Origin of the sequence: Streptomyces sp. NPDC000151, from assembly GCF_040301705.1 — a bacterium.
Classification (GTDB): domain Bacteria; phylum Actinomycetota; class Actinomycetes; order Streptomycetales; family Streptomycetaceae; genus Streptomyces.
This window is the reverse complement of record NZ_JBEPFC010000019.1, coordinates 39809-56651: the sequence shown is the minus strand read 5'-3', so window position 1 is coordinate 56651 and position 16843 is coordinate 39809. Positions and strand designations below refer to the sequence as shown.

The following is a 16843-nucleotide window of genomic DNA, read 5'->3' as shown; positions in this document are numbered from 1 at the left end:
TCCGTAAGGCGTTCGGTCCTTATGCCGCGGCCCGGCGGCGGGACCGTACGCCCCGGCCCCACCTGCTCACCCGCCCTTCGGATGCGTTGCCGGCGGACTGCGCGGCGCTGCGTCCCTCGGCGGCCTGGCGGGCCAGCCGGTCGCGGTCGGCCTCCCGGCGCAGTTCCTCGGCGCGGGCGCGGTGCTGGACTTCGTAGTAGAGCATGACGTCTCCTGGACGGCCGCGGGAAGCGCGTTCCCGCGGCGGCTGACGGTACGTCGTCAGCCTGGCCGCCTCAGGAGGTGCGCCGCATCGGGCAACTTCCCGATCTCCACGGCCGGAGGGGCCTTAGATCCGCTGCCGTGTCTCATGCCGCGGATCTAAGGCCCCTCCTGTATGCCGTCATGCGGGCTCTCCTCAGGAGGAGCCGCCGGCGCTGAGCTTCGGGGCGGACGCGAACAGGTCGAGGTACATGCCGCCGGCGACCACCAGGCCGATCACGGCGAGCGCGAAGCCGGCCCAGGCGACGGCCCGGACCCAGACGGTCTGCGGGCGGCGGAGCAGGACGACGCCGGTGACCACGAGGGCCAGCAGGGCGAAGATCCCGTTGACGAGGGCCGTGGTGTGCCAGGGGGCGGTGTAGACGGCGGCGATCTGGTCCCGGGTCTTGCCGGTCTGGAGCTTGATCTGGCCGAGGACGGTCTGCCGCTCGGCGAGGACGGTGCCGGCCCAGGTGCCGGTCAGGGAGGCGAGGCCGAGCGCGGCACCGACGACGGCGCCGGCCCCGGCGGCGATGGAGCGGCGCGCGGATGCGGGCTGCTCGACGGCGGGCGCGTCCTCGGTGAAGCTCTCGTCCGCGCCGGTCTCCTCGGTACCGGCGGTGGTCTCCGGGGTGCTGTCCTCGGGGGCGTCCGCCGGCTTCGTGTCCGCCGCCGCGTCCCCGGTGACCGGCTCGGTCTTCTCGGTGTCGTTCTTGGTCGTCGTGGTAGCCATGGGCGCGACCGTAGGGGCCGCGTCTGAGAGTCGTATGAGAGAGCGGGCCGACACCGGATGACGAGCGCGGGAACGGCGTCCGGACGGCCCGGTCAGCGGCGTACGAGGGGCGCGTCCGCCGCCTCCCGCGGCTCGGGGACGAGGACCTGCGGGGCGGCGTCCGCGTACTCCTCCGGCGGTTCGATGCTGAGGCGCGGCAGCCGCCGCTCCAGCCAGCCCGGCAGCCACCAGTTCGCGCCGCCGAGCATGTGCATCAGGGCCGGTACGAGGAGCGTGCGCAGCACGAAGGCGTCCAGGGCGACCGCGGCGGCCAGTCCGATGCCGAACATGGCGATCGTCCGGTCGCCGCTGAGCACGAAGGCGGAGAACACCGCGATCATGATGACCGCCGCGGAGTTGATCACCCGGCCGGTCTCGGCGAGCCCGACTCGTACGGACCGGCAGTTGTCGTGCGTGCGCCGCCACTCCTCGTACATCCGGCTGACCAGGAAGACCTGGTAGTCCATGGAGAGGCCGAAGAGGACGGAGACCATGATCACCGGTAGGAAGGGCTCGATCGGGCCGCCGCTGCCCAGGCCCAGGAGTTCGCTGCCCCAGCCCCACTGGAAGACGGCGACGACGACCCCGAAGGCGGAGGCGACGGCGGCGACGTTCATGACCGCGGCCTTGAGCGGGATGCCGATCGAGCGGAAGGCCAGCAGGAGCAGTACGGACCCGAGGGCGACGACCACGCCCACGAAGAGCGGCAGCTTGCCGACGATCACGTCGGCGAAGTCGTCGTAGCCGGCGGTCACGCCGCCGACGTCGACGTGCAGCGTGGCGGCGTCGGCGGCGTTCGGCAGCACGTCCGTGCGCAGCCGTTCGACCAGGTCCGAGGTGTCCTTCGACTGCGGTGAGCTGTCCGGGACGACCGTGATCACGCCCGTACTGCCGCTGCCGTCGAACTCCGGGCCGCTGACCTGCGCCACGCCGGGTGTGGCCCGCAGCCGGTCCGGGAGGCCGTCGAAGGCGAGCCGGTCGCCGGCGCCGTCCAGGTCGCCGACCAGGGTCAGCGGCCCGTTGAAACCGGGGCCGAAGCCCTCGGCCAGCAGGTCGTACGCCTGCCGGGTGGTCGAGGAGCGCGGGTCGTTGCCCTGGTCGGAGGTGCCCAGGTGCAGCCCGAGGGTGGGCAGTGCGAGGACGAGCATGACGACGGCGGCGAGGCCGCCGAGCAGCTTGGGGTGGCGTTCGACGAAGCCGGACCAGCGGACGGCGAAGCCGGTGGGCTGCTCGGGGCGCGGCCCGTCGGCGGCGAGCCGGCCGCGTTCGCGCCGCCCCAGTACGCGCGTCCCGATCAGCCCCAGGAGCGCGGGCAGCAGGGTGACGGAGGCGGCCACGGTGAGCACGACGGTCAGCGACGCGGCGAGCGCGACGCCGTTGAGGAAGCTCAGCCGCAGGACGAGCATCCCGAGCAGGGCGATGCACACGGTCGCCCCGGCGAACACCACGGCCCGTCCCGAGACGGCCACCGCCTTCTGCGCGGCCTCGGCGACGCCCATCCCCGCGCGCAGGTTCTTGCGATGCCGGGTGACGATGAACAGCGCGTAGTCGATGCCCACGCCGAGCCCGATGAGCATGCCGAGCATGGGCGCGAAGTCGGCCACGGTCATGGCGTGGCCGAGCAGGCCGATGCCGGCCGAGGCGGTGCCGACCGCGACGACGGCGGTGATGATCGGCAGCAGGGTCGCGGCCAGTGATCCGAAAACGAGGAAGAGCACGACGGCGGCCGCCGCCAGGCCGAGGGCCTCGGCGAGATGGCTCTGCGGCGCTTCGGTGAGGCCGATGCCGGCGCCGCCGAGCGCGACGGTGAGGCCGTCCCCGGACGCGGCCCGCGCGGTGTCCACGACGGCCTGTACCTGCTTCGGGTCCAGGTCGTCGGTGGGCGCGTCGAAGGCCACCGTGGCGTAGGCGGTGCGTCCGTCCTCGCTGACGCGCTGTGCCGCCCCCTCGTCCGCCGGGGCGCCGGCCCGCGTGTCGTACGGGCCGTCCACGGAGGCGACGCCGGGCAGGTCGGCGATCCGGTCCAGGGCCGGGCCCATCCGGTCCCGTACCGCGTCCGCGCGCACGGTCCCGGAGTCGGTGTGCCACACGAGGGTGTCGCTGTCCCCGGACTGTCCGGGGAAGGCGTCCGCCATCCGTTCCGCCGCGCGCCCGGACTCCGTACCGGGGACGTCGTAGTTGTTCGAGTACGAGGAGCCCAGTGCACCGGCTGCCGCCACGACGCCCGCGAGGACGGTGAGCCACAGGACGATGACCAGGGCGCGGCGCTTCAGGCACCACCGGGCGAGTGCGGTCATGAGGGCCTTCGTCTGCTTCCCGGTTTGTGCGTCGAACTCCGGGGTCACCGGTGCTGCCGAGCGCGGGACGGGCGGGGGATGGCACGGGCCCGCCGCCTGCCGACGAAGGGGCGGCGGGCCCGCATCCCAAGAGAGTGACAGCCCGAAAAGATCCTTTGACCCCTTTGTGTACTTCCCCACAAAGAAGCGAAGGATCGGCGTCCGCGCGTTTCAGCCCGTTATGGACTCCGCCCCGTTCTCGATGTGGCCCATCAGCCGGCGGCGGAACGTTTCGTCCTCCGTGACCGTGACGTTTAGGTCGTACCAGCCGTGGTCGCGGTCGGCGGAGTGCGCCAGCGTACGGGTGCGCCCCGCGGGCAGCTTCACCGTGCGCGGCGCCGCACCGGAGTACGCCAGCGGCGCCAGCGTGACGGTCAGACCCCCGTCACCTCCGTTGACGAGCGTCAGATGGATCTCCCGCCGCCCGGCGTCCAGATGCGTGCTCACCTTCAGTCCGGCCGCCGCGCCCGCCCCGGTCCCGGCGAACTCCCGCCGGAAGCCGTTGGGCCCGGTGAGGTGGAAGTCGTACGCCTGCTCCCGGACCGGTACGTCCCAGCCTGCCTTCCCCCGTACGTCGCGGTGCTGGGGCGTGGCGTATTCGCGCGCATACGGGTACAGCGCGAGGTGCGCGGCGGCCGCGCCCGTATTGCGCAGCGCCAGCCGGAAGTGCCCGGCCGCCGGGTCGTAGGCGCCGTCCGCGTCGGGCTGGTACGGCAGCGGACGGGCCGGGCGCGTGCCCTCCTCCGGCCGCGGCAGCCGCTGCTCGGCGGGCGGCCTGGGGCTCCACCGCCCGGTGAAGGGCGGGATCGCGCCCGGCTGGTCGACGGCCGGCTGCCTGCGGCCGCGCGAGAAGTCGAAGGCGCTGGTCAGATCGCCGCAGACGGTGCGCCGCCAGGCGCTGATGTTCGGCTCGCGGACCCCCGTCCAGCGCTCCAGGAAGCGGGTGATCGAGGTGTGGTCGAAGACCTGGGAGCAGGCGTAGCCGCCGACCGTCCAGGGCGAGATCACCAGCATCGGGACGCGGATGCCGAGGCCGGTGGGGCGCCCGTCCCAGTACTCCTCGTCGGTGCCGGCGGGCGCCACGGGCGGCGGGACGTGGTCGAAGAAGCCGTCGTTCTCGTCGTAGGTGAGCAGCAGGACCGTGCGCCGCCAGACCTCGGGGTTCTTCCCGAGGGCGTCGAGGACCTTGTACACGAGGGTGGCGCTGGCGATCGGCGAGGAGGAGCCGGGGTGCTCGGAGTCGGCGGCGGCCGGGACGAGGTAGCTGACCTCGGGGAGGGTGCCGGCGGCGACGTCCGCGGCGAAGGCGGTGGCGGTCGAGCCCGGCTCGCCGCGCCGCAGCGCGCGCTCGAACAGGCTCCGGTCCGCGCGCGAGAGCGCCTTCACGCCCTCCTCCAGCAGCCCCTGCAGCCGCTCGCGCTCCGCCGCGTCGGCGTCCGCGACCTTCGCGTAGAAGGCCGTCATGTTCTGGATCTTCGCGTCCCCGACCTTCGCGAGCGCCTTCTTGGCGACGGCCTTGAAGCGCGCGTAGAACTCCAGGTTGTTGTCCGTGAAGTTGTCCCACTCCTGGTAGACCCGCCAGCTGTGGCCGGCTTTCTCCAGGCGCTCGGCGTACGTCGTCCAGTCGTAGCCGGGGTGGGTGTCCTCGTCGTACGCGTCGTTGCCGACCGCCCGCTTGCCGTCCGGCTCGAAGCCGGTCCAGCCGCTGACCAGATGGTTGCGGTTGGGGCTGGTGGAGGAGTGGATCGAGGAGTGGTACGCGTCGCAGACGGTGAAGGTGTCGGCCAGCTCGTAGTGGAGCGGCACGTCCCGGCGGTCGTAGTGCGCCATCGTGGCCGCGGTCTTGGCGGCGACCCAGTTGTCCATCCAGCCGCCGTGCCAGGCCCGCGAGCCGCCGTCCCAGCCGTGGTCGAGGGCGCCGATGTACTGGAGGTCCTTCTTCTGCGCGGCCGCGGCCTCGCGCACGGAGAAGGGCAGCACGGAGCCGGTGCCCGTCGCGGCGGGCTGCTCGAAGACGCTGCGGCCGGCGGGGATGCGGATCGCGTTGCGGTCGGCGTAGCCCCGTACGCCGCGCAGCATCCCGAAGTAGTGGTCGAAGGACCGGTTCTCCTGCATCAGGACGACGACGTGCTCGATGTCGTCGAGCCCGCCGTCCGTACGGTCGGGCCGCGCCGCGTCGGCGGCCAGTGCCTGCTGCAGCGAGGGCGGCAGCAGCGACCCGGCGGCGGCCGCGCCCACGGCCGCCGCGCCAACTGCCAGTACCCGTCTGCGCGTTGTCTCCGGTGCCACGCGTTTCCTCCAGTCGTCCCCAATGGTCCGCCATCGGCCCATTGATGTGGTGCGTCGGGGACGATAGAAGAGACGCGTGGCCCGCGATAGGTATCGCGGTGACATCTTTCGGAACAGCGGGCCACGCTCACCGCGCCGGACCGGTCACTTGCCGATGCCGGCCGCCAGTCCGCGGACGAAGTGCCGCTGGCCGATCAGGAAGATCACGATCATCGGCAGCGCGGCGATGGTCAGGCCCGCGAAGAGCACCGGCCAGTCGGAGTTCAGCCGCCCCGCCATGTCCGCCAGGCCCACGGGCAGCGTCTTGAGCCGGTCGTCGGTGATGAAGACCAGCGCGAAGGCGTACTCGTTCCAGGCGAAGAGCGCCTGCAGGACGGCGGCCGAGGCGAGGATCGGGCGGGCCATCGGGACGACCACCCGCCAGAACGTCTGCCAGCGGCTCGCCCCGTCGATGTACGCCGCCTCCTCCACCTCCACCGGCTGCCCCAGCAGATAGGCGCGGATCAGGAAGGTGGTGAAGGGCACCTTGAAGGCGGTGTAGAGGACGATCAGCGCCCAGTACGTGTCGTAGATGCCCAGCGCCTGGAGCAGCTGCGAGAGCGGGACCAGGGCCACCGTCGGCGAGAGCATCATCGCGCCGAGCACCAGCAGCAGCGCCGGCTGCGAGCAGGGGATGTCCAGGCGGGTGAGGCCGTAGGCGGCCCAGGCGCTGATGAGGACGACGGCCAGCACGCTCGCGGAGGTCACCAGCACGCTGTTGAGCAGGTAGCCGAGCACGCCCTGCTGCCAGGCGTCGGCGTACGTCGACCAGTGTGGGTGCGCGGGCAGCCCCCAGGGATCGGCGAAGATCTCTCCGTTGGTCTTCAGGCCCGCCAGCGCCATCCAGCACAGCGGGTAGATCACCGCGACGGCGAGCGCGGCCAGCGCGCCGTAGGCCAGCACGCGCACGGCGACGGGGCCGAAGCGGGCGGGGGCGCGCCCCGTGGGGGACGTGGCCGGTTCCGGTGCCGTACGGGCGGTCCTGCCGAGGGTGAGGGTCATACGGCGACCGCCTTTCTGCGCGAGTGGAGCAGCTGCAGGGCGCCGGCGGCGAAGGTGATGAGGAAGATCACCGTGCCGATCGCCGCGGCGTATCCCATGTCGTCGCCGGTGAAGGCGCTGGCGTAGAGCCACGTGCCCAGCACCTGGCTGGAGTTGGCGGGGCCGCCGCCGGTCATCACCATCACCTCGTTGAAGACCAGGAAGGCCCCGGAGACGGTGAGGATGATCAGCAGGGTGGTCATGTCGCGCACCATCGGCACGGTGACGTGGAAGAAGGTGCGGATGCGCCCCGCGCCGTCCACGGTCGCCGCCTCGTACAGCTCACGCGGTATCCGCTGGACCGCGACGGTCAGCAGCATCGTCGTGTACCCGAACGACTGCCACTGGCTCATGTTGATGACGCCCCAGATGGAGGTGGCGGTGTCGCCCAGCCAGTCGTGCTGGAGGCCACCGAGCCCGACCGCGTCCAGGGCGCCGTTCACCAGGCCCGCGTCCGGCTGGTACAGGAACTGGAAGAGCAGGCCCGCGACGGTCATGGAGACGGCCGCCGGGATGAAGTACACAGCGCGCAGCACGCCGCGCAGCCGCCGCCCGATCAGCTCCTCCAGTACCGCGGCGAGCACCAGCGCCGCGCCGACCTGGAAGACGACCGAGGTGAGCGCGTAACAGACGTTGTTGAGCAGCGCGTGCCAGAAGACCGGGTCCTGCAGGGCCTGCCGGTAGTTCTCCAGGCCGACGTAGCGCATGCCGGGCTTGAAGACGCTGAACTTGAAGAGGCTGAGCCGGACGTTCTCGACGATCGGGTAGTAGACGAACAACGCGATCAGTGCGAGCGCGGGAGCGGCGTAGAGGGCGTGCCCGATGCGGCGTCGTGTCACTGGTGCACCTCCTTCGGGGGCGGTCGGGGCGAGCGGGGTTCAGGGCCGGACGCCGAAGCGGCGGGCGTTCTCGGCGCCGCGGCGCACGGCTTTCACGGCCTGCTCCGGGGTGGTGTTCCCGCCGAGTACGGAATCGGCGGCCGACAGGTACGGATTGACGACCTTGTCGTCGGCGCGGGTGTCGAGCCAGACGGAGATGTCGTGGCCCGCGATGGTCCGCTGCGCGCCGGCCAGCCCGGGCAGCCGCGCGGCGTCCGCCGTGCCCTTCACCGCGCTCAGCCAGCCCAGCTCCCGCACCATCGCGCGGGCCCGGTCCCGGCTGGTGAGGAACTTCAGGAAGTCCACGGCGAGCGCCTTGTGCGGCGAGGAGTTGGAGACCATCAGGCCGTCCACGCCGCCGGCGATGGCGCGCGGCGAGCCCTTCGCGCCGGGGACCGCGGGCATCGGGAAGAAGTCCCAGTTCTCCGAGTACGCCTTCGGGGCGCCGCCGCTCTCGTCCAGGTACGAGAACTCCAGCGTCTCCAGATACTGCATGGCGGCCTTCCCGTACAGCATCCGGGCCTGCGCCGACTCGTGGCTGATGCTGGTGCCGCCGGCGGGCATGCACCGCTGCCGCAGCCGCGCCAGGTCCTTGAACGCGCGGACGTATCCCGGGTGGGTGAAGGCGCCGGCTCCCCCGTCGTAGTCCTTGGCCAGCACGTCGGCCGGCACTTCCATGGCGTTGAACTGGGTGAGCAGGTGCCCGGCCGGCCAGCCGTACTGGTTGCCGAACGCCAGCGGCGTGTATCCGGCCTTCTTGATCCGGTCGCAGGCGGTGAGCAGTTCGGGGAAGGTGCGGGGGATGCGTCGCACCCCGGCCTTGTCGAAGATCTTCTCGTTGTACGCGAAGACCTTGGCGTCCATGTCGAGCGGCACGCCGTACCGCCGCCCGCCGTAGGTGAAGGCGCGCAGCGCGTCGCTCTCGAAGCTGTCGCCCCAGCGGGTGCCGTCGAGCTGCCCGGTGAGGTCGGCGGCGAGCCGTCCGTCGGCGAACTTCTGCGCGTACCGCCCCGGCCAGGCGAAGTAGATGTCGGGCAGCTCGCGGGAGGCGGCGAGCACCGCGAGCCGGTCCTTGTACGGCTGGTCGCCGACGGCCTGGAGGTCGATGGTGACGCCGGGGTTGCGCTTCTCGTACGCCCGGACCGCCGACTTGAAGTACGGGGCGTACTCGGGGTCCGCCCACTTCTCCAGGACGGTCAGGTGGCCGTGGGGCTTCCCGGCGAGGCGGAAGTCGTCGGCGGTGACCTGTACGGGGGCCTGGCCGCAGCCGCTGAGCAGCGTCAGCAGTACGGCGAGCAGGCAGCCGGCGGCGGCTGCCGGGGTGCGGCGCATCGGCTCTCTCCTGGGTTGGTCGGTTCAGGTCCGGGCGGGGAGGGCGAGGGGGTGGCCGAAGGCTCCGGGGGTGGTGCAGACCTCGGCGGCGTAACCGGCGGCCCGGCCGGCGGCGTCGGCCAGGGTGCGGCCTTCGTGGAGCGACACCAGCAGGGCCGCGATGAAGGAGTCGCCGGCGCCGAGGGTGTCGGTGGCGGCGACCGGGACGACGCTCTGGTGGTGCACCGCCCCCTCGTACGACACCAGCGATCCGCGGGCGCCGCGCGTCACCACGGCCAGCCGCGGCCCGGCGCCGCGGACGCGCTCGGCGAGCGCGGCGGCCTCCTCGTCCCCGGCGTCCGGCCGCGAGAAGACGGCGCCGTGCACGTGCGGCAGCAGCGGCGCGGCGTAGGACCAGGGCCGGTCGGAGAAGTCGAAGCTGACCGGGCAGGCCGCGGCGAGCGCGGGCAGATGCGGCTCCAGGCGGCTGCAGTCGCCGGTGTGCAGCAGGTCGAAGCCGGCCAGCCAGGCCAGGTCGGCGGCGTCCGGCGCGAAGACCGAGACGGTCTCGTCGCACTCGCCGAAGGTGCGGTTGCCGTCCGCGTCGAGGTGGACGGTGGCGTACGCGTTGGGCCCTTGGGCCGTACGGGCCCGCTCGGTGCGGACGCCCTCGGCGGCGAGCGCGGCCCGTATGTGCGCGCCGGCCTCGTCGGTACCGGTGACGCCCAGGTACCCGGCGTCGGCGCCGAGCCGGGCGGCGTGCACGGCGACGTTGAGCGCGTTGCCGCCCGGGTACATCAGGCCGCGCTGGGGGTAGCGGTCGACGACATTGTCACCGACTCCGCAGATGCGCATGGGGGTTCCTTACGGGGGAGCTGCGGGGGAACGGGTACGGGACGGCCCGGTGCGGCACCGCACCGGGCCGGGTCTCGCGCGGGGGTTCCGGGATCAGTAGTCGACCTGGAACATGTAGCGGCGCTTGTCCAGGTCGTGGCCGCGCACCGACTCGTAGTGGCGGGCGAGCCGGGTGCCGAAGACGTCCAGCGCGATCGGCGTGATGTCGCCGCGCACCTCCTCCGGGACGCCGGGCAGCGAGAAGATCCGCGAGTCCACGTAGTGGGCCTTCTTGGTGTACTTGTCCAGGAAGGTCTTGGCGCGCTCGGCCATCGGGCGGGTGGTGTCCTCGCCGAGGAAGAGGATCACCGGCTGGTCCTCGGTGACCACCTCGAAGGCACCGTGGAAGAACTCACCGGCGTTGTAGCTGCCGCCGTGCTTCCACTGCATCTCCATCAGGTAGCACATCGTGAAGCCGTAGCCGGCACCGTAGTTGGGCCCGGCCGACAGCACGTACGTCACGTTCTCGTCGGCCAGCGCGGTGGCGATGGCGGCGGCCAGCTCCTCCCCCTCTTCCTGCGCCTTGTGCAGCGCCTCGGGCAGCGCCTCGTACGCCGTGCGGATCGCCGCGTAGTCGCCCTCGGCGCCGGTCTTCTCCAGCAGCGCGTACACGAGCTGCCCGAACAGCACGCCCTTGGGCGCGACGACGGTGTCCTCGCTGCGGTAGGTGAACGCGGTGTGCGCGGCCTTCGCGAGGGGGCTGTCGGCGCTGCGCGTGAGCGCGGCGACCTTGGCACCGGCGCCGCGCGCGTACTCGGCGGCCGCGACGGTCTCCTTGGTGGTGCCGGTGTGCGAGGACACCAGGACGAGCGAGCCCTCGCCGAGCAGCGCGGGGCGGCGCAGGTTGAACTCGTCGCTGTTCATGTGGAAGACGGGGAACGAGGCCCGGGTCTCCAGCAGGAAGTGCGCCGGGTAGGCGGCGGTGAGCGAGCCGCCGCAGCCGACGAGGAAGACGTTGCGCAGCCCGCCCGCGACGACCTCGTCGACGAACGTGCGCGCGGCCTCGTTCTGGCTGAGGGCGAAGGACACGGCCTCCTTGAAGTCCTCGGTGATCGGCTGGAGGGGCAGGGATGCGGTAGTCACGCGGTTCCTTTCCTGAGCGGTTGCGGGGTGGGGCGGAGTGATGCGGGGTAGTGTGGTGCGGGTGGCTCGGGGCGGTGCGACGCGGGCCGTTCCCGGGCAGCCCGGGGCAGCCCGGGGCAGCCCGGGACACGGTTGAGAACGTTCTCAACCCAGCGCGAGGTGGGCGATTGGGAACGTTCTCACTCGCGGTGTTGGGAACCTTCCCACCGCCAACTCCCCGCCGTCAATCCCCTGTCGCGACCCGATAGCCTGACGACGCCATGACGACGAACCGACGCAAGCCCGCAGGCCGCCCCGCGACCCTCCCCGACGTCGCGCGCGAGGCGGGCGTGTCCCGCTCCACCGCCTCCCGCGCGCTGGCCGACTACGGCTCGGTCAGCCCCGAGGCACGCGAACGCGTACGGGCCGCGGCCGAGAAGCTCGGCTACCGCCCCAACCTGCTGGCCCGGTCCATGATCACGGGACGGACGCACACCCTCGGCGCGATCGTCGCCGACATCCAGAACCCGTTCTTCGCGGGCGTCACCCGCGGCATCACCGACGCGGCCCGCGCCGCCGGGTACCAGGTCCTGCTCGCCAACACCGACGAGGACGTCGCCGCCGAGCGCGCCGCGGTGAAGATGCTGCGCGACAAGCACGTCGACGGGCTGATCGTCGCCCCGGCCGCCACCACCGAGACCGCCCACCTGGCGGCCGCGCACGCCGCCGGCTGCCCCGTCGTCCTCCTCGACCGCCAGGCGCCCGGCCTCCCCGCCGACTCCGTCACCGTCGACAACCACGGCGCAGCGCAGGACGCGGTACGCCGCCTGCTCGCCGCGGGCCACCGCCGGATCGCCCTGGTCAGCCTGCTGGGCAGCGCGCCCGCGACGCCTGCGGGCGCCTCCGCCGATGCGCCGGGCGCCGGGGCGGCGGCCACCGACCAGGTCCCGGACGCCGCCCCCACTGACCCGGTCTCCACCGACCCGGCCTCCACCGATCCGGTCTCCACCGACCCGGTCTCCACCGGCCTGGAACGCATCGAGGGCTATCGCACCGCCCTCCGCGAGGCCGGCCTCACCGACACCGACACCTACCTCCGTACCGGTACGTTCCACCGCGAGGACCCGGCCGACCTGACCGCCGAGCTGCTGTCCCTCCCCGAGCCGCCCACCGCCGTCTTCGCCACCGACAGCATGATCGCCCTCGGCGTCCTCTCCGCCGCCCGCGACCACGGCCTCCGCGTCCCCGAACACCTCTCCGTCGTCACCTTCGACGACACCGACTGGGCCCGCGCCGTGCGCCCCCGCGTCAGCGTCGTGGCCCAGCCCGTCCAGGAACTCGGCGCCCGCGCCGTCCACACCCTCGTCTCCCGCATCGAAGGCGCCACCCGTCCCCCGGAACACATCGTCCTGGACACGGAATTCATCGAACGAGAGTCGATCGCCCCGCCTCCGGAAGCCTCCCGCTGACCCACCCACCGGAGAAGTGACGGCCCCGAAACTCCATCGCTCCCGGCCGCCTCAGGGCCTACTCTCGCCACATGCCCGGTCACGCGAGAACCTGCTACGTCTGCCTCACAAGTCTTGCTGCGGCGGCCCGGGTTACCGCCCCCGCACCATGGCCGAGGTACGCCAGCGACTCGCCCACGCGGCGACCGGGCGAGCCCCTCGCCCACGCACTGGTGCGCCAGGAGCTCCCCGGCAAGTCGTGAGGCCGGGAAACCGCTCGGCCCCGGCGCTGGCCTTCACGTCGGTGTCAAGGTCTAGCGTCTCGGATGAACCAGGGAGGAGTCGCCGTGCGGATCGGGGAACTGGCCGAGCTGGCCGGGGTGAGCACGCGGTCGCTGCGTTACTACGAGGCGCAGGGACTGCTGAGGGCCCGGCGGGCTGCCAACGGCTATCGCGAGTACGGGGGCGAGGACCTGCGGATGGTGCGGGAGATCCGCTCGCTGCTGGATCTCGGCTTCGGGCTGGAGGAGACCCGGCCGTTCGTCGAGTGCCTGCGCGACGGGCACGAGACCGGCGACCGCTGTCCCGACTCGATCGCCGTCTACCGGCGCAAGCTCGCCGAGCTGGACGCGTGCGCGGCCCGTCTCGCCGAGGTACGCGAGCACGTCGCCGCACAACTGGAGCGGGCCGTCGAGGCCCGGGCCGCCGCTCCGCGCTGCGAGTTCTCCCCCGAGTTTCCGGATGATCCCGACCGGCCCGCCCGAGAGCGAAGGACGCGCGAATGACCACCACCGAACCCGCCGTCGTCACCGTCACCGACGACACCTTCGACCAGCTGGTGCTGCGCAGCGCGCGGCCCGTCCTCGTCGAGTTCTGGGCGCCCTGGTGCGGTCCGTGCCGGCAGCTGGCGCCGGTCCTCGACCAGATCGCCCGCGAGGAGGCCGGCCGCCTGACCGTCGCCAAGCTCAACACCGACGAGAACCCCGCCACGATGGTCGCCTGCAACGTCCTCGCCGCGCCCACCCTGCACGTCTACCGCGGGGGCGAGCTGGTGAAGGAGATGGTCGGCGCGCGGCCGAAGCGGCGGCTGCTGCAGGACCTGGAGGACGTCCTGCCGCACGTCGACGAGACGGATCTCCTGCGAGCCGGTCGGTGAGCGAAGAGCCGTAGATCGATGCCGTCGTGTTCGATGTGCTCGACAGAGGGGCGGCGCACCCGTAGGTGCGCCGCCCCTCGTCGCATGCAGCGGGCCGGGATCAGCCCTCCACGCCCAGCTTTTCCAGGATCAGCTCGCGGACGCGGGCCGCGTCGGCCTGGCCTCGGGTGGCCTTCATTACCGCGCCGACCAGGGCGCCGGCCGCGGCGACCTTGCCGCCGCGGATCTTGTCGGCGATGGCGGCGTTGGACTCGATCGCCTCGTCGACGGCCTTGCCGAGCGCGCCCTCGTCGGAGACGACCTTCAGGCCGCGCTTCTCGACGACCTCGTCCGGGGTGCCCTCGCCGGCCAGTACGCCCTCGATGGTCTGGCGGGCCAGCTTGTCGTTGAGGGAGCCCTCGGCGACCAGCGCCGCCACCCGGGCCACGTCGGCCGGGGTGATGGGCAGGGCGGCCAGGTCCACGCCGTCCTCGTTGGCGCGGCGGGCCAGCTCGCCCATCCACCACTTGCGGGCGGCCGCGGCGTCCGCGCCGGCCTCCGTGGTGGCGACGATCAGGTCGACCGCACCGGCGTTGAGGATCGACTGCATGTCGTGCTCGGAGACGCCCCACTCCTCGCGCAGCCGGTTGCGGCGCAGGCGCGGCAGCTCGGGCAGGCCGCGCCGCAGCTCCTCGACCCACTCACGGGACGGGGCGACGGGGACCAGGTCGGGCTCCGGGAAGTACCGGTAGTCCTCCGCCTCCTCCTTCACGCGGCCGGACGTCGTGGAGCCGTCCTCCTCGTGGAAGTGGCGGGTCTCCTGGATGATCGTGCCGCCGGACGAGAGCACCGCGGCGTGCCGCTGGACCTCGTACCGCGCCGCACGCTCGACGCTGCGCAGGGAGTTGACGTTCTTGGTCTCCGAGCGCGTGCCGAACTTCTCGCTGCCCTTGGGCATCAGCGAGAGGTTCACGTCGCAGCGCATCTGGCCCATTTCCATGCGGGCCTCGGAGACGCCGAGCGCCTTGATGAGCTCGCGCAGTTCGGCGACGTACGCCTTGGCGACCTCGGGGGCGCGCTCGCCGGCACCGGTGATCGGCTTGGTGACGATCTCGATGAGCGGGATGCCGGCGCGGTTGTAGTCCAGGAGGGAGTGCGAGGCGCCGTGGATACGGCCCGTCGCGCCGCCCACGTGCGTGGACTTGCCGGTGTCCTCCTCCATGTGGGCGCGCTCGATCTCCACGCGGAAGATCTCGCCGTCCTCCAGCTGTACGTCGAGGTAGCCGTCGAAGGCGATCGGCTCGTCGTACTGGGAGGTCTGGAAGTTCTTCGGCATGTCCGGATAGAAGTAGTTCTTCCGGGCGAAGCGGCACCACTCGGCGATCGAGCAGTTCAGGGCCAGGCCGATCTTGATGGCCGACTCGACGCCGATCGCGTTGACGACCGGGAGCGAGCCGGGCAGGCCCAGACAGGTGGGGCAGGTCTGGGTGTTGGCGTCGGCGCCGAGCGCCGTCGAACACCCGCAGAACATCTTGGTCTTGGTGCCGAGTTCGACGTGCACCTCGAGCCCCATGACGGGCTCGTACGTCGCGAGGGCGTCCTCGTACGAGACCAGGTCAGTGACAGTCACGGTGAAACAATCCCTCTCAGCCCAGCAGGACGTCGTCGTCGCCCAGGTGCTTCAGTTCCCGGTAGAGGATCGCCAGGCCGGTGACGATGGCCGCGGCCGAGACGGCCGCGTCGATCAGTCGCAGCGTGTCGTTCTCCTGCCGGGCCAGCTTCGCCTGCTTGGCGACGCTGAGCGCGCCGAAAGCGGTGGTGCCCATCGACAGGTACAGACCCGACTTGGACTTCTTGAAGTTCTTGGCCTTCTTGGTGATGGCGCTCACAGTGACGGTGCCTCCTCCAGCAGCGGGTGGCCCCACTTTTCCACGAAGGCGGCCTCGACGGCGGCACCGACCTTGTACAGCCGGTCGTCCTTCATGGTGGGGGCGATGATCTGCAGGCCCACGGGCAGCCCGTCCTCGGGAGCCAGGCCGCAGGGCAGCGACATGGCCGCGTTCCCCGCCAGGTTCACGGGGAGCGTGCACACGTCCGCGAGGTACATCGCCATCGGGTCGTCGGCGCGCTCGCCGATCGGGAAGGCGGTGGTGGGCGTGGTCGGCGAGACGATCACGTCGACCTGCTCGAACGCCGCCTCGAACTCGCGGGTGATCAGGGTCCGCACCTTCTGCGCGGAGCCGTAGTACGCGTCGTAGTAGCCGGAGCTGAGCGCGTACGTGCCGAGCATGATCCGGCGCTTGACCTCGGGGCCGAAGCCGGCCTCGCGGGTCAGCGCGGTGACCTCCTCGGCGGACTTCGTGCTGTCATCGCCGACCCGCAGGCCGTAGCGCATGGCGTCGAAGCGGGCGAGGTTGGAGGAGCACTCCGAGGGCGCGATGAGGTAGTACGCCGCCAGCGCCAGGTCGAAGGACGGGCAGTCCAGCTCGACGATCTCGGCGCCCAGCTCCTTCATCAGCGCGACGGACTCGTCGAACCGCTGGATGACACCGTCCTGGTAGCCCTCGCCGCGGAACTGCTTCACCACGCCGACGCGCATGCCCTGTACGGAGCCGTTGCGGGCGGCCTCGACGACGGCCGGGACCGGCGCGTCGATGGAGGTGGAGTCGAGCGGGTCGTGGCCCGCGATCGCCTCGTGCAGCAGCGCCGCGTCCAGGACCGTACGGGCGCAGGGCCCGCCCTGGTCGAGGGAGGACGAGAACGCGACCATGCCGTACCGCGAGACGCCGCCGTACGTCGGCTTCACGCCGACGGTGCCGGTGACGGCCGCGGGCTGGCGGATCGAACCGCCGGTGTCCGTACCGATCGCCAGCGGGGCCTCGTACGAGGCGAGGGCCGCGGACGAGCCGCCGCCGGAGCCGCCGGGGATGCGGGTGAGGTCCCACGGGTTGCCCGTCGGGCCGTACGCGCTGTTCTCGGTGGACGACCCCATGGCGAACTCGTCCATGTTGGTCTTGCCGAGGATGACGACGTCGGCGGCCTTGAGGCGCTGGGTCACCGTCGCGTCGTACGGCGGGATCCAGCCTTCGAGGATCTTGGAGCCGACGGTGGTCGGGACGCCCTCGGTGGTGAAGATGTCCTTCAGGGCGAGCGGGACGCCGGCCAGCGGGCCGAGCTTCTCGCCGCGCTCGCGCTTGGCGTCCACGGCGCGGGCCTGGGCGAGCGCGCCCTCCCGGTCGACGTGCAGGAAGGCGTGCACCTTCTCGTCCACGGCCTCGATCCGGGCCAGGTGGGCCTCGGTGACCTGGACGGCGGTGACCTCACCGGCCGCGATCTTCGCTGCGGTCTCGGCGGCGGTCAGCTTGATCAGTTCGTGTGCTGCGGTCTGCGCCATCTCG

At 72.1% G+C, this 16843-nt stretch carries 15 protein-coding genes; 3 read left to right on the top strand and 12 right to left on the bottom strand.

Going from position 1 to position 16843, the window contains the following annotated elements; all coding sequences use genetic code 11:
• Positions 1 to 19 precede the first annotated feature (19 nt).
• The 9 genes from ABT381_RS09075 to ABT381_RS09035 all read right to left on the bottom strand — a co-directional run bounded on the left by ABT381_RS09075 (position 20) and on the right by ABT381_RS09035 (position 10883).
• Positions 20 to 205: a hypothetical protein gene (locus ABT381_RS09075; protein WP_351590021.1), complete on the bottom strand. Its 186-nt coding sequence runs from the start codon at positions 203 to 205 to the stop codon at positions 20 to 22.
• A gap of 192 nt (positions 206 to 397) precedes the next feature.
• Positions 398 to 973: a hypothetical protein gene (locus ABT381_RS09070; RefSeq protein ID WP_351590018.1), complete on the bottom strand. Its 576-nt coding sequence runs from the start codon at positions 971 to 973 to the stop codon at positions 398 to 400.
• A 92-nt stretch (positions 974 to 1065) separates the two neighbouring features.
• Positions 1066 to 3309 carry an MMPL family transporter gene (locus ABT381_RS09065; protein WP_351590015.1) on the bottom strand — a complete coding sequence of 748 codons (2244 nt, stop codon included), beginning with the start codon at positions 3307 to 3309 and terminating at the stop codon, positions 1066 to 1068.
• A 210-nt stretch (positions 3310 to 3519) separates the two neighbouring features.
• Positions 3520 to 5637 carry a phosphocholine-specific phospholipase C gene (locus ABT381_RS09060; RefSeq protein WP_351590012.1) on the bottom strand — a complete coding sequence of 706 codons (2118 nt, stop codon included), beginning with the start codon at positions 5635 to 5637 and terminating at the stop codon, positions 3520 to 3522.
• Between the two features lie 144 nt (positions 5638 to 5781).
• Positions 5782 to 6678, bottom strand: coding sequence for a carbohydrate ABC transporter permease (locus tag ABT381_RS09055; RefSeq protein WP_351590010.1), 897 nt, complete (start codon positions 6676 to 6678; stop codon positions 5782 to 5784).
• Positions 6675 to 7556 (bottom strand): carbohydrate ABC transporter permease, encoded by an 882-nt coding sequence (locus tag ABT381_RS09050; protein WP_351590007.1) that lies wholly within the window; start codon positions 7554 to 7556, stop codon positions 6675 to 6677. The genes ABT381_RS09055 and ABT381_RS09050 overlap by 4 nt, the downstream gene beginning before the upstream one ends.
• Positions 7557 to 7595: 39 nt before the next feature.
• Entirely contained in the window at positions 7596 to 8927 is a 1332-nt protein-coding gene (locus ABT381_RS09045) for an ABC transporter substrate-binding protein (protein ID WP_351590004.1), read from the bottom strand.
• 24 nt (positions 8928 to 8951) lie between these two features.
• Entirely contained in the window at positions 8952 to 9761 is an 810-nt protein-coding gene (locus ABT381_RS09040) for a PfkB family carbohydrate kinase (protein WP_351590001.1), read from the bottom strand.
• A gap of 93 nt (positions 9762 to 9854) precedes the next feature.
• Positions 9855 to 10883: an SIS domain-containing protein gene (locus tag ABT381_RS09035; RefSeq protein ID WP_351589998.1), complete on the bottom strand. Its 1029-nt coding sequence runs from the start codon at positions 10881 to 10883 to the stop codon at positions 9855 to 9857.
• 260 nt (positions 10884 to 11143) lie between these two features.
• On the opposite strand from ABT381_RS09035, the gene ABT381_RS09030 reads away from it, so the two are divergent.
• From ABT381_RS09030 to trxA, 3 genes are all read left to right on the top strand, one after another.
• Entirely contained in the window at positions 11144 to 12331 is a 1188-nt protein-coding gene (locus ABT381_RS09030; RefSeq protein WP_351589995.1) for a LacI family DNA-binding transcriptional regulator, read from the top strand.
• 326 nt (positions 12332 to 12657) lie between these two features.
• Positions 12658 to 13095: a MerR family transcriptional regulator gene (locus tag ABT381_RS09025; RefSeq protein ID WP_351589992.1), complete on the top strand. Its 438-nt coding sequence runs from the start codon at positions 12658 to 12660 to the stop codon at positions 13093 to 13095.
• The gene (gene trxA / locus ABT381_RS09020) at positions 13092 to 13466 is read left to right on the top strand and encodes a thioredoxin (RefSeq protein ID WP_351589989.1); all 375 of its coding nucleotides are present in this window, start codon (positions 13092 to 13094) and stop codon (positions 13464 to 13466) included. The genes ABT381_RS09025 and trxA overlap by 4 nt, the downstream gene beginning before the upstream one ends.
• Positions 13467 to 13566: 100 nt before the next feature.
• Here the strand turns inward: trxA and gatB are convergent, their stop codons facing one another.
• From gatB to gatA, 3 genes are read right to left on the bottom strand one after another with little or no spacing between them, the layout of a single operon-like run.
• Positions 13567 to 15075 (bottom strand): Asp-tRNA(Asn)/Glu-tRNA(Gln) amidotransferase subunit GatB, encoded by a 1509-nt coding sequence (gene gatB / locus ABT381_RS09015; RefSeq protein ID WP_351589986.1) that lies wholly within the window; start codon positions 15073 to 15075, stop codon positions 13567 to 13569.
• A 16-nt stretch (positions 15076 to 15091) separates the two neighbouring features.
• Positions 15092 to 15334 (bottom strand): hypothetical protein, encoded by a 243-nt coding sequence (locus ABT381_RS09010; RefSeq protein WP_030258159.1) that lies wholly within the window; start codon positions 15332 to 15334, stop codon positions 15092 to 15094.
• The gene (gatA, locus tag ABT381_RS09005) at positions 15331 to 16839 is read right to left on the bottom strand and encodes an Asp-tRNA(Asn)/Glu-tRNA(Gln) amidotransferase subunit GatA (protein ID WP_351589981.1); all 1509 of its coding nucleotides are present in this window, start codon (positions 16837 to 16839) and stop codon (positions 15331 to 15333) included. The genes ABT381_RS09010 and gatA overlap by 4 nt, the downstream gene beginning before the upstream one ends.
• Positions 16840 to 16843: the final 4 nt, after the last annotated feature.